The 12422-nt window shown below is 66.7% G+C and carries 10 protein-coding genes and 5 pseudogenes; 6 read left to right on the forward strand and 9 right to left on the reverse strand.

Features of this window, described 5'->3' with window-relative positions; translation table 11 throughout:
- Positions 1 to 87 precede the first annotated feature (87 nt).
- Complete coding sequence (ltrA, locus tag AB0E67_RS25550; RefSeq protein WP_362030859.1) at positions 88 to 1518, reverse strand: group II intron reverse transcriptase/maturase; 1431 nt, start codon at positions 1516 to 1518, stop codon at positions 88 to 90.
- A 41-nt stretch (positions 1519 to 1559) separates the two neighbouring features.
- On the opposite strand from ltrA, the gene AB0E67_RS25555 reads away from it, so the two are divergent.
- Positions 1560 to 1733 carry a hypothetical protein gene (locus AB0E67_RS25555; RefSeq protein ID WP_362030861.1) on the forward strand — a complete coding sequence of 58 codons (174 nt, stop codon included), beginning with the start codon at positions 1560 to 1562 and terminating at the stop codon, positions 1731 to 1733.
- A gap of 399 nt (positions 1734 to 2132) precedes the next feature.
- On the opposite strand, the pseudogene AB0E67_RS25560 reads toward AB0E67_RS25555, so the two are convergent.
- From AB0E67_RS25560 to AB0E67_RS25575, 4 genes and pseudogenes are all read right to left on the reverse strand, one after another.
- Positions 2133 to 2396, reverse strand: a pseudogene (locus tag AB0E67_RS25560) (IS630 family transposase); the annotation flags it as partial.
- Positions 2393 to 2932, reverse strand: a pseudogene (locus AB0E67_RS25565) (winged helix-turn-helix domain-containing protein). The pseudogenes AB0E67_RS25565 and AB0E67_RS25560, both read right to left, overlap by 4 nt.
- Positions 2933 to 3004: 72 nt before the next feature.
- Positions 3005 to 3979 (reverse strand): annotated as a pseudogene (locus AB0E67_RS25570) (transposase); the annotation flags it as partial.
- A gap of 126 nt (positions 3980 to 4105) precedes the next feature.
- Positions 4106 to 4462: an SH3 domain-containing protein gene (locus AB0E67_RS25575; RefSeq protein WP_362030863.1), complete on the reverse strand. Its 357-nt coding sequence runs from the start codon at positions 4460 to 4462 to the stop codon at positions 4106 to 4108.
- Between the two features lie 327 nt (positions 4463 to 4789).
- Here AB0E67_RS25575 and AB0E67_RS25580 point away from each other — a divergent pair.
- Positions 4790 to 5083: pseudogene (locus AB0E67_RS25580) on the forward strand (transposase); the annotation flags it as partial.
- A gap of 341 nt (positions 5084 to 5424) precedes the next feature.
- Here AB0E67_RS25580 and AB0E67_RS25585 read toward each other — a convergent pair.
- Positions 5425 to 5835, reverse strand: a pseudogene (locus AB0E67_RS25585) (ISAzo13 family transposase); the annotation flags it as partial.
- Positions 5836 to 5993: 158 nt separating this feature from the next.
- Between AB0E67_RS25585 and sigM the strand changes: the two are divergent.
- From sigM to trxA, 4 genes are all read left to right on the forward strand, one after another.
- Positions 5994 to 6701, forward strand: coding sequence for an RNA polymerase sigma factor SigM (gene sigM / locus AB0E67_RS25590; protein ID WP_362030865.1), 708 nt, complete (start codon positions 5994 to 5996; stop codon positions 6699 to 6701).
- Positions 6698 to 7645, forward strand: coding sequence for a zf-HC2 domain-containing protein (locus AB0E67_RS25595; protein WP_362030867.1), 948 nt, complete (start codon positions 6698 to 6700; stop codon positions 7643 to 7645). The genes sigM and AB0E67_RS25595 overlap by 4 nt, the downstream gene beginning before the upstream one ends.
- Positions 7646 to 7779: 134 nt before the next feature.
- Positions 7780 to 8742: a thioredoxin-disulfide reductase gene (gene trxB, locus AB0E67_RS25600; protein ID WP_362030869.1), complete on the forward strand. Its 963-nt coding sequence runs from the start codon at positions 7780 to 7782 to the stop codon at positions 8740 to 8742.
- Positions 8743 to 8786: 44 nt separating this feature from the next.
- Positions 8787 to 9119 carry a thioredoxin gene (trxA, locus tag AB0E67_RS25605; protein WP_362030871.1) on the forward strand — a complete coding sequence of 111 codons (333 nt, stop codon included), beginning with the start codon at positions 8787 to 8789 and terminating at the stop codon, positions 9117 to 9119.
- 92 nt (positions 9120 to 9211) lie between these two features.
- On the opposite strand, the gene AB0E67_RS25610 is transcribed toward trxA, so the two are convergent.
- From AB0E67_RS25610 to AB0E67_RS25620, 3 genes are all read right to left on the reverse strand, one after another.
- The gene (locus AB0E67_RS25610; RefSeq protein ID WP_362030873.1) at positions 9212 to 9829 is read right to left on the reverse strand and encodes a GNAT family N-acetyltransferase; all 618 of its coding nucleotides are present in this window, start codon (positions 9827 to 9829) and stop codon (positions 9212 to 9214) included.
- Between the two features lie 310 nt (positions 9830 to 10139).
- Positions 10140 to 11225, reverse strand: coding sequence for a ParB/RepB/Spo0J family partition protein (locus AB0E67_RS25615; RefSeq protein WP_362030875.1), 1086 nt, complete (start codon positions 11223 to 11225; stop codon positions 10140 to 10142).
- Positions 11222 to 12298, reverse strand: a complete 1077-nt coding sequence (locus tag AB0E67_RS25620; RefSeq protein ID WP_351517601.1) for a ParA family protein — start codon at positions 12296 to 12298, stop codon at positions 11222 to 11224. Before AB0E67_RS25620 ends, AB0E67_RS25615 begins: the two co-directional genes overlap by 4 nt.
- Positions 12299 to 12422: the final 124 nt, after the last annotated feature.

The raw sequence follows: 12422 nt of genomic DNA on the forward strand, positions 1-12422 counted from the left end.
TTTCCCCGGACCGCTTCCCGCACCCGGCATGCCCGTCTCCGAGCACCGGGCGTTCCACAAGTCCTGTGCAGGACGCGTGTGTTGTCCTCATTCCAGGCTGGGCCATGGAGTCGGGATGGCTGTTCCCCGGTAGCGGTAACGCGTGGTGGTTGCCCTCGCGGGGTTGAACAGCGGCCTTTCCTCCGAGGCCGGCCACCATCCGCCGTCGCAGTAGCGGCGGCGGAGGTCTTTCCAGGTGGCCCGGCCGTGTTTGCGGCGCAACCAGCTCCCGACCTGACGCCACGTGTAGTAGCTCAGGTAGCCGAAGGTTGCGCTGGGCACGCCGGGCCGGAAGTAGACGCACCAGCCCTTGAGCGCCGGGTTGAGCTGACGCAGCAGGGCGTCGAGCGGCTGGCTCGTGTCCGTCGTCCGGCACATCGTCCTGACCTTGCCCGTCATGGCCTTGACGGCCTTGCCGGACGGATAGGTGTAGATGAAGTACCGGTTGCTGCCCCGCTTCCGGTGACGCTGGATGCGCCAACCGAGAAAGTCGAGGCCCTTGTCGATGTGGGTGATCAGGGTCTTCTCCGGTGACAGGCGCAGGCCCATCCCGGACAAGACTTCTGCGATCTCCTCCCGGAGAGCTTCGGCGTCATCCTTCGTGCCCGACACCATCAAGCACCAGTCGTCCGCGTAGCGGACGAGCCGGTAGTTGGGCAGGCGGTGACGGCGGCGCTTGGCCCTTTCCGTCTGGCTGGACGCGGGCCCGCCGGGTCCTTGGGCGATGTGCTCGTCCAGGACCGTCAGGGCCACATTGCTCAGCAGCGGCGAAAGGATCGAACCCTGCGGGGTTCCGGCGCGATTCTCCCGCAGCATGCGGTCCTCGCCGAGGATGCCTGCCTTGAGGAACGCCTTCACCAGTGCCAGGACGCGCTTGTCGCCGACTCGTTCGCGCACCCTGTCCATCAGGGCCGTGTGCGAGATCTCGTCGAAGCAGGCCGTGATGTCGCCCTCGACGACCCACTCGTAAGAGCGGGACGCGAAGTAGCGAACCTCGGCCACGGCGTCGTGAGCGCGACGGTTCGGGCGGAACCCGTAGGAGCACGGGTGGAAATCCGCTTCGTAGATCGGCTCCAGCACCAGCTTCAAGGAAGCCTGCACCACCCGGTCGGCAACGGTGGCGATCGCCAGGCGGCGCAATTTGCCACCCGCCTTCGGGATCATCCGCTCCCGCACCGGCAGCGGGCAGAAACTGCGGTCCTTGACCTGCGACCGCAGTCCGTCGAGGAAGTCCCCGATGCCTTGCCCGGCCTCGATAGAGCGGGCCGTGCGCCCGTCCACTCCGGCCGTGCGGGCTCCCTTGTTGCCCCGCACCCGGTCCCACGCGACCAGAAGGAACGCGGGATCGGCGACGAGGTTGAACAGATCATCGAACCTGCGATAAGGGTCATCACGGGCCCAACAGTGCAGTTTGGTCTGGATCTTCAGTACCCTGCGCTCCGCCTTGAACAGAACAGAGTCAAGCTCGTCGGTATTCACCGGCGACGGCCTCCTGACCTTCCAGTACGTCTACTGCTGACTTGCTGGTCTCCTTCGCCATGTACGCGCCTCTCGCGCGCTCGGACTACTACGAGACCTCCGCCCCGCCCGACGGCCGTCAGTTGGCAACGGACCTGCCCGCCGCCGGACTGGCTGTCCGGCGGGAAGGGCGACCGCAGGCGGTTCCCACGTTCACTACAGAATCGATCAAGTAGTGAGGTGTCCGCCTCTACCCCGACAGCTTCGCCATGCCTACGCCGCAGACATTCGGCACGGCCTCCCCACCGGGCCTCAAAACCGGCTTCGGAGTTGAACGCCACCCAGATGAGTGACGGCTCACGCGCTGCAACCCGGCCCGTATCCATCAGATTTGAGCCGAGCGGGACACTTACGGGGCGTCGGACAGCGGTTCCTCTCGTACACCTTCTCCTCGCTGCTTGCCGGACCCGGGCCGTCTGACAGTGCCGACCCGTCCCGTCGTTGTCAGGGCTGCTTCCCACTGCCACCTGCGTTCCCAGGAGGCGGCTGCCCTCAGCTTCACCGGACGGCTGCGACCGTTCGGCGGTGAGGTCCTTTCACCCCCACTCGATTCCGTGGCGCCTCGTGGCGCACTTGAGGTTGTCCCAGACGAGCACGATCGGGCCGCCGAGTTGCCGATGGGCTGCGATCAGCAGGTCCCGGTAGTCACGCCAGGAGAAACTCTTGCGTCCGTCACGCCGCCCGTCGTCCCTTTTCGGCCGGTAGATCAGCCGGGACCGGTGACCGGATTTGTAGCAGGTCAGTGCGGCGATCGACACCCGTCTGCGGGAGCGGCCACGGACCCGCACCACTGGAGTGCGGCCCCTGCGCGACCGGGTTTTCGCGTGCGGCGGCGTCATGGAGAATCCGGCTTCGTCCTCGAAGACGAGCCAGGCTCCACGGGCCGCCGCGAGCCTTCCGCTCACGGCCACACCTCCTTCACCCAACCGGCCACCGCCTCGTCGTCCCGCTCCATCGCGCGCCGGGCCGGGACCTGGCAGGACCAGCCGTTACGCAACAGGAGCTTGCGCACGCCCTGGATCGTGTAGGTCAGGTGGAAACGCCGGCCGATCACCGTCTTGACCCGCGCCAGCGTCCACCGCTGGTCCTCCCACCCATGCGCGGCTGGCCTCTTGGCCAGCTCCGGCCCCAGCTGCACGAACTGCTCCTCGCTCAGCCTCGGCAGCGATGCCGGTCCCTGCGATCGCAGAGCCCGCGGACCGCCCTCCGCCCATGTCCGCCGCCATCGCTGCACCGAGCGGACACTGACCCGCAGGTCTTTCGCGATCACCGAACTCGCCTCACCCCCGGCGAACCTCTCGACCGCCTGAAGCCGTAACCCCTCGCGAAACTCCTGACGCTCGGCGGTCAGCCCGCCCCCTTGTGGACACCGCATACCCCTGGTGATACCGCAGCAGGCAACCCGCCGTCAGCCCCTACGACACCACACTCCCCTGCGTACCACCGCCGCCATGCGATCGTCATTGACCGCCGCAAGGGTCGTCACCACGTTCGTAATCAGGTGCGGGAGGTCAGGGCCACGTTTCGGTGAGATGGACCTTGTAGCCGTCCCAGTCCAGGTCGCGCTTGGAGCCGGTGCAGGTGTCGGTGTCATAGGGGGTGACCAGGCGTTGTGTGCCTGGCGGGCTGCCTTTTTGGGCCCCTTCGCTGCGCTCGCCATCGACCAGGTGAGAGTGCAGGACCCAGATCTGTCGCAGCGTCTCAACCTTCGGCAGGGCGCGCAGCTGGCAGGGAACGTCTGGCGAGGTCACGGCCTGGAGCAGCCGCATGCCGTCGGCGCCGATCCGCCGACCGGTCACTTCCCGCTTGGCGCGTGCCTTGGAGAAGCAGGAGTCCTCAACCCGGGTGGCGTAGTGCCGGAACCAGTCCGGCTCGGCCCTCTGCTCCAGCCACTCGGCGATGCCTGAGTCAGTGCGTTCAACGCTGCGCGTAACGGCTCCGAGACCATCTCCAGTCAGCGCAGGTCTCGCACCGCAGTCAGCACATGGGGGGAGTCCGTCCGCGCCTTCCCGCCACCGACAAGCAGGTGCTTTTCTCTGGCCGCGGCCAGGATGCCGTCCATCACTCGCCGCCCGTCCTCTGCCTCGATGAGGCGGTCCCGGAACTCCGAGAGCACTGAGAAGTCGAAGCCAGGATCGGTCAGCTCGAGCCCGAGCGCGTATTTGAAGTCGATCCGAGCTCACACCGCTTCCGCGGCCTGCCGGTCGGTCAGTCCCTCCACGAACTGCAGCACCGGGACCAGAGTCAGTCGCCCCGGCTGGCCTGCCCCGGGACGGAAACAAGTCGGCGAACTGCTCGTCGGTGACAACGTGCCCAGCTCGTCCCCGACCCGGATCGCCAAGCTGCCCTTGAGGAAAGCCGCTTTCGCAACCCGTGCCGTCTCCTCTGGGATTTCCCCCAGTGCCACCGGCCGCATCGACATCTACACTCTCCCCCTACAGCAACGTTGGTCTCCAAGACCACAACTGTGTCTTGGAGACCAACATCACGCAGGCCCCGAATTAGCCAACAGCATCCCATCGGGCCGGGGCAGCCGCTTATCGTTACATCAGACGCCGACGCCCACACACTCTTCGGCGACCCATCCGTCTCGCCCGTTGATCTTCACAGTCATCCAGCCATTGCCCCCACCGCATGAGGTGTAGCTCTGGCCCCTGGTGACGCTGTCCTTATCGGTACCGCAGGGCAGTTTGCCGCCGGCCGCAATCGTGCCGATGAGGGTGTACTTCGCTCCAGGCCCACTACGGACGTTGAGAGTGCTACCGGAGACGTTGTAGATGTAGCAGGAGGCAGCGGCCTTCACCGTGGTGGACTCGGTCGCGGCATTGGCCGGGGCCACAGCGATACCGAGCGCTCCCAGCACAGCCGCGCTCGTCACACTCATTAGCTTCATCGAATTACGCATGCGCCTTCTTCCCTTGAGTAACGTCAATACCATGCAACAAACGAGATCATCTTTTCTTTTGCCGTCCGGAGTCAGGGAGTTCGCACCCTACGTTCACCACCCGGACCGGGCCCACCCTCTTCCCTCGGCTTCCGTCGACCCACACGCCGCAGAGCGGTCAGCCCCCGGTGATCACGCGGTGGCCGTACCTGTTCCCAGTCGAGTACACGACAAGGTCACGAAGTCAGACTGGAGTACTAGTACTCCAGTCGCAGTTTGCTATTCTTGCTGGTCAGGAGCATGTATCTGAGTGTACTCGGCTGACGTACCGTCAGGTTGGGTGAGTTCGTGACCTCGCGTGCGATCGTCCGTTGTGCTTGTCACGCAAGACGATGTGCAGCCTGGTGCCGGGTGGACCTGCGGCGGCGAATGCGGGCCTACGTGCACGGCCTGCTCGCACCTGTGGGTCGGAAGAACAGCTGGCAGCTGGCCGAGCAGGCCGGTCACCGAACCCCTTCAGGGTTGCAGCACCTGCTGAGCAGGGCTTGCTGGGATCCCGACGGACTGCGGGACGACCTGCAGGAATACGTTGCCGAGAGACTCGGCGATCCAGCTGGGGTGCTGATCTTCGATGACACCGGCTGTGCGCCACGAGGCGCTGAGGAATCGAGCGGGAGGGAGAACCCGCCGCTGGTCATCGCAGTGACCGGTTGAAGCTGGAGGCAGGCGGAACCCCGGGTTGGGGGTGACGGGCGTCGATCGGTGTAGAGACCAGCGGCAGGGGCTTTCTGCCGGTCACCGCCGCGTCGCTGATGGAGGTCTGCTTCCCGCTGGGCCGCGCGGGCCGCTGCCAACTCGGTGACCAGCGAGTCTCATTGCTCGTGCGGGATGCCGGTGAGGGCGGGATGGGTCAGCCAGTCGCGGCCGGGGCCAGCTTCGTTCTGGGGCGGGATCGGAAGAACGCCGTCCCGGCGGTATTCCTGGGGACGGAGGGTGTAGTTCCAGTCGCCGTGCCAGTCATGGCGGCTCAGTGGCAGGGCGTTCAGCTGCCCGTCACTGATGCGGACGCCGGTCTCGCAGATGGCGGTGTCGAGTTCGGCGCGGACTGTCAGTCCCGTGCGGGTGGTGGTCGCTGCGATCCTGTTCACGATGGCTTCATGGCTGGTCAGCGGCCTGCCCCGCCAGTTCATCGTGATGCGGGAGAACAGTCGGTGCTCGATTCGGTTCCACTTGGATGTACCCGGAGGAAAGTGATGACACACGGTGCTCTCCAGGCCGGCCTCGACAGCCAGCGCGGCCAGCTCGGCCTTCCAGGCCCGGGTACGGTAGCCGTTGGAACCGCCCGCGTCCGCCGTGATCAGCAGACGGTGCGAGCGCGGGTAGGTGTCGCGCCCAGCCTCGATCCCTTCCGGACTCCCCATACCAGGGCAACGAGCCTCAGAGCCGAAAGCGACGGCTTGTTTCCCGGCAAACCCTAACTACACGGCATTGAGGCTAGGCGGGTTCATTTAACGACACAGAAGCCTCCTGCGCGCGGAATAGTGGGAAATGAATGGATAATGACTCCGGTGATTTCGGCTCCACAGACACTACGCTTATGTCCCGCCACATCGCTGGGGATCCCGACGCCTTCGGCGAGCTGGTACGCCGCCATCGCGACCGGCTGTGGGCCGTGGCGCTGCGCACCCTGGGCGACCGCGAGGAAGCGGCCGACGCCGTCCAGGACGCCCTGGTCTCCGCCTTCCGCGCCGCGCACACCTTCCGCGGACAGTCGGCCGTCACCACCTGGCTGCACCGCATCACCGTCAACGCCTGTCTCGACCGGGTGCGCAAGGCGGCCTCCCGCAAGACCTCACCGGTCGACGACGCGGAACGGTTCGAGCAGCTCCTCGAACCGCACGAGTCTGCGGAGGCACCGGCGGAACGTCAGGATCTGCACCGCGAGCTCCTGGCCGCGCTCTCCACTCTTCCCGCCGAGCAGCGCGCGGCACTCGTCCTCGTGGACATGCAGGGATATCCGGTGGCCGAGGCCGCGCGCATCCTCGATGTGCCCACCGGCACGGTGAAGAGTCGTTGCGCGCGCGGCAGGGCCCGGCTCGCTCCCCTACTCGCCCATCTCCGCGACGGAGACATGAACGCGACGGGGCCCGCCAGGGAAAGGAACCGGACGCCCCGTGCATCCGTCCCACCCGCATCGGGGCCGAAAGACACGGGCACAAGCGATCCTGCCGCGGTGAAGGGCGGAGGTGGACAGGCATGACATCGACCGACACAAGCGGGCATCCGGATGTTTCGGAGATCTCCGACCTCACGGAAGGGCTCCTCCCGTCGGCACGCGCGGACGAAGTGCGCGAGCACATGGACGAGTGCGAGCCCTGTGACAACGTCCGCGTCTCGCTCATCGAGATCCGTGAACTGCTCGGCACCGTGCCTGCTCCACAGCGCATGCCCGACGATGTCGCGGACCGTATCGACGCCGCACTCGCCGCCGCGGCCCTCGACACCACAGTCTCCGGTCCCTCGGCACATGTTTCACGTGAAACACGGCCGGCCGCGGCGACGAGACCCGACAAGGAGAACTCGGCCCAGGACCGCCCCGCAGGGCGCCCCGGGGCTGCCACAGGCCCCGGACGTCGCCCCACCCGGCACCGGCGCCGCTCGACCGTGCTCGGTGCCGCTCTCGGCACGGCCGTCATCGGGCTGGGCATCCTCCTGTTGCAGAACGACCAGACGTCCCAAGACACCGCAGCGACCAAGTCGGCGAACCGCAGCTCCGACTCCACACCCAGCGAGACCTCGGCCTTCTCGGAATCCACCCTTGAAGGAAGTGTGCGCACGCTTCTCCGGCACGCCGACAGGAGGCCATCTGCTCCGGACGGCATCGACGCCGAGCAGCAGCCGCCGTCCGTCATGGCTGAATCACCGCCCGGGAACGCCCCTTCCGCGTCCGAGGCACCTCAAACACCCCTGCGCACGTCGGCCACCTCCGTACCGGTCTGCATCCAGCAGGGCATCGGCCGTGACACCCCGGCCCTCGCCGTGGAAGCGGGCACCTACGAAGGCACGGACGCCTTCCTCGTCGTCCTCCCCCACCGTTCCGAACCGACCCGCGTCCAGGCATACGTCGTCGACGCGGCCTGTACCCAGGACAAGGGCGCCACCAAGGGGAAGCTGCTGCTCACCCACACCTACGCACGCCCCTGAGAAAGGCCTCCGACGCGGCCCCACCACGATGGGAATGCATCCCCCGTAGGATCCGTTGGGTGGGGTGGGAGTCGTTGAACTGGCCCCCAGTAGGCGTGGACCGTAGGCAGTCTGCAGAGACGAGGAAGAAACCCGTGAGCGACGTCCGTAACGTGATCATCATCGGCTCCGGCCCCGCGGGCTACACGGCCGCCCTTTACACCGCACGTGCCTCGCTGAAGCCGCTGGTCTTCGAGGGCGCCGTCACCGCAGGCGGCGCGCTGATGAACACCACCGATGTGGAGAACTTCCCGGGCTTCCAGGACGGGATCATGGGCCCCGAGCTCATGGACAACATGCGCGCCCAGGCCGAGCGCTTCGGCGCCGAGCTCGTCCCCGACGACATCGTCTCCGTGAACCTCGACGGTGACATCAAGACGGTCACCGACACGGCGGGCACGGTCCACCGCGCGAAGGCCATCATCGTGGCGACCGGATCGCAGCACCGCAAGCTCGGCCTCCCCAACGAGGACATCCTCTCCGGACGCGGTGTCTCCTGGTGCGCCACCTGCGACGGCTTCTTCTTCAAGGACCAGGACATCGCTGTGGTCGGCGGTGGTGACACCGCGATGGAGGAGGCGACCTTCCTCTCCCGCTTCGCCAAGTCGGTCACCATCGTCCACCGCCGCGACACGCTGCGCGCGTCCAAGACCATGCAGGAGCGCGCCTTCGCCGACCCGAAGATCAAGTTCGCCTGGGACAGCGAGGTTGCCGAGATCCACGGCGATCAGAAGCTCTCCGGCCTCACCCTTCGGAACACCAAGACCGGCGAGACCTCGGAGATCGCGGTGACCGGCCTGTTCATCGCGGTGGGCCACGACCCGCGCACCGAACTTTTCAAGGGACAGCTCGACCTCGACGACGAGGGCTACCTCAAGGTCGACGCCCCCTCGACCCGCACCAACCTGACCGGTGTATTCGGCGCCGGTGATGTTGTCGACCACACCTACCGGCAGGCGATCACCGCCGCCGGCACGGGCTGCTCCGCCGCTCTCGACGCCGAGCGCTTCCTCGCCGCGCTCGCCGACGAGGAGAAGGCCGCAGCGGCGGCCGCCTGACCCACGTCCCACACCCCACACCCCAAGTAGTTAAGGAGACCGCCGTGGCCGGCGCCCTGAAGAACGTGACCGACGACACCTTCGACGAGGTCGTCCTGAAGAACGAGAAGCCCGTCCTGGTGGACTTCTGGGCCGCCTGGTGCGGTCCGTGCCGCCAGATCGCGCCGTCTCTGGAGGCCATCGCCGCCGAGCACGGCGACCAGATCGAGATCGTCAAGCTCAACATCGACGAGAACCCCGGCACGGCCGCCAAGTACGGCGTCATGTCCATCCCGACCCTGAACGTCTACCAGGACGGCGAGGTCGCCAAGACCATCGTCGGCGCCAAGCCGAAGGCTGCGATCCTCCGCGACCTTGAGAGCTTCATCAGCGAATAAGGCAGTCGTTCGTTGTTTCACGTGAAACGGTCCGTCCCCTGAGGGACGGACCGTTTCGCTTTGCTCCAGGATCCCGGATCACAGCAAATGGATCACAGCGGCCGTAGAGCCGGCTCCTTCTGAACGGCTCCCAGCAACCTGTCCAGTGCCAGCTCGACGTCCTCCTTCCAGGACAGAGTCGCCCTGAGTTCCAGTCTCAGCCGCGGATGAACAGGATGGGGCCGCACAGTCTTGAAACCGACCGCGAGAAGGTGATCCGCGGGAAGCACACAGGCCGGTTCCTTCCAACGGGCGTCCCCGAAAGCCTCGATCGCCTTGAACCCCCGACGCAGCAGATCCTTGGCGACGGTCTGCACCATCACCCGGCCCAGCCCCTGCCCCTGATACCCGGGAGTGATCCACGCGGTCATCAGCTGCACGGCGTCGGCAGAGACCGGACTCGTCGGAAACGCCATCGACCGCGGCACATAGGCCGGCGGCGCGTAGAGCACAAAGCCCACCGGCACATCGTCGACATAGACAACACGGCCGCACGATCCCCACTCCAGCAGAACGGCGGAGATCCACGCTTCCTTCTCCAGCTCTGGCGTTCCCGCCTTCACCGCGGCATCCCCACTGACCGGATCAAGCTCCCAGAAGACGCATGTGCGGCAACGCTTGGGTAGATCGGAGAGATTGTCCAGTGTGAGCGGTACGAGCCGTCGCCCCATGAAGGCTGTTCCTCGCTTCCTTCGCCTGCCGCATCGCGTACGACCATGAGTGCGCCGCGCACGTGGAACGGGAGCGGAAGTGGACCACCGGCGAGCCCTCCGACAGCGCCCGAGTCCAGCCTCCACCGTCACTGATCGGCCGCGACTCGCCGGTCGCGGCCCCGCTCCGCCGAGGCGGCTCAAGCCGGATGGGCCGTACCAGAACGCATCGTATCCACCGCAGGATCAAGCCGACACCGTGAGAAAGCAAAGGGCGGGCCGAGTTCCGGTATCTTCCGGAGCACAGCCCGCCCTCTTCTTCTGTCCCGGCTCAGGCCTCGTCGCCCTCGGCGCTCTCCTCGGCCTCCCGGTCCAGCACCCGGCCCTCGCCCGGTGCCAGGCTGCCGAGGATGCGGTCGAGATCCTCCATGGACGCGAACTCGACGACGATCTTCCCCTTCTTCTGCCCGAGGTCGACCTTCACCCTGGTCTCGAAGCGATCCGACAGGCGGGAGGCGAGCTCGGACAGCGCCGGCGACACTCGGCCACCGGGCCGCGGCCCCTTGGACTTGGCGGAAGCCGCGGACGTGGAGCCCATCAGCGTCACGATCTCTTCGACCGCACGCACCGACAGGCCTTCGGCCACGATGCGATGCGCCAGCTTGTCCTGCTCCTCCGAGTCGTCCACGGAGAGCAGCGCCCGCGCGTGTCCGGCCGACAACACCCCGGCCGCGACTCTCCGTTGAACCTGCGGCGACAGCCTCAGCAGGCGCAAGGTGTTGGAGACCTGCGGGCGGGAACGTCCGATCCGGTCGGCCAGCTGGTCATGCGTGCACTTGAAGTCCTTGAGCAGCTGGTCGTACGCCGCCGCCTCCTCCAAGGGGTTCAACTGAGCCCGATGGAGGTTCTCCAGGAGAGCGTCCAGCAGAAGCTTCTCGTCCTCCGTGGCCCGGACGATGGCGGGGATCCGCTCCAGTCCCGCCTCCCGGCACGCCCTCCAGCGCCGCTCCCCCATGATGAGCTCATAGCGGTCCGGCCCTGCCTTCCGGACGACGACGGGCTGGAGAAGGCCCACTTCCTTGATGGACGTCACCAGTTCGGCGAGCGCGTCCTCGTCGAACACCTCGCGGGGCTGACGCGGATTGGGCGTGAGGGCGCCGAGCGGAATCTCGGCGAAATACGCCCCATCGACACCCACCGCTTCCACGGCCGCCACGGATTCCGAAACCGGCGCACTGGGCTCCGGCACAACCGGCGCGGACGTCAGAGAGGCCACCTTTGCGGCAGCCACGCCACGACCCGGCGCCACGACAGGGCCCGCACCGGCAGAGGCCGCTCCCGGCACCTGCTTCTCCTGCGGAGCGGCGGGAATCAGGGCACCCAGCCCACGCCCCAACCCTCTACGACGCTCACTCACTGAATCCCCTCCGAATTGCTCTGCTGGCTGTTCCCGCTGCCCGCATGGGCATGCCGGGCCTCGTACTGCACCCCAACACCTCGCAGGGCGATCTCACGCGCCGCTTCGAGGTAGGACAGCGACCCGCTCGAACCCGGGTCATAGGTCAGCACGGTCTGCCCGTAACTCGGTGCCTCCGAAATACGCACCGACCGGGGGATGTTGGTGCGCAGCACCTCCTTGCCGAAGTGGGTCCGCACCTCCTCCGCGACCTGCGACGCGAGCCTGGTCCTGCCGTCGTACATGGTGAGCAGAATCGTCGACACATGAAGCTCGGGATTGAGATGTCCACGCACCAGATCCACGTTGCGCAGCAGCTGGCCGAGCCCTTCCAGTGCGTAGTACTCGCACTGGATGGGGATCAGTACCTCCGCACCGGCGACCAGGGCGTTGACCGTCAGCAGACCGAGCGAGGGCGGGCAGTCGATCAGGATGTAGTCCAACGGCTGCTCGTACGCCTGGATCGCTCGCTGGAGCCGGCTCTCCCGCGCCACCAGCGACACCAGTTCGATCTCTGCACCGGCGAGATCGATGGTGGCGGGAGCACAGAAGAGGCCCTCGACGTCCTGAACGGGCTGAACCACCTCGGACAGGGGCCTGCTCTCCACCAAGACGTCATAGATGGAGGGGACTTCGGCGTGGTGATCGATCCCCAGGGCGGTAGAGGCGTTCCCCTGTGGGTCGAGATCGATCACCAGAACGCGTGCGCCGTGAAGCGCGAGGGAAGCAGCGAGGTTGACCGTCGTGGTCGTCTTGCCCACGCCGCCCTTCTGGTTGGCCACCACCATGATGCGTGTCCGGTCGGGGCGGGGCAGTCCCTCGCCGGCGCGGCCGATGGCCTCGACCGCCAGCTGTGCCGCACGACCGATGGGTGTGTCATCCATCGGCGGCGGTGTTTCACGTGAAACACCCTCCCCCGCCGATTCGGTTCTGGGACCGGGGACCGGGTCGGTCATCGGTCCCGCGATGTTGGCGTCGGACCGCAAGGATTCACTCTCCTCGACTTCAGGCTCGCAATGAACAGAGCCTGCCATGCTTTCGGGGTCGTGAACCAGCGAGGCCCGCTCTTCTGTGGACGAATCCACTTCTGTGGACAACTCCGTAGCCCTAACGGGCCTGCGATGCCGCGGTGCGGCAGCGGCGCGACCGCGGCTGATG

The organism is Streptomyces sp. NPDC032161, assembly GCF_040636995.1.
Taxonomy (GTDB): Bacteria; Actinomycetota; Actinomycetes; order Streptomycetales; family Streptomycetaceae; genus Streptomyces.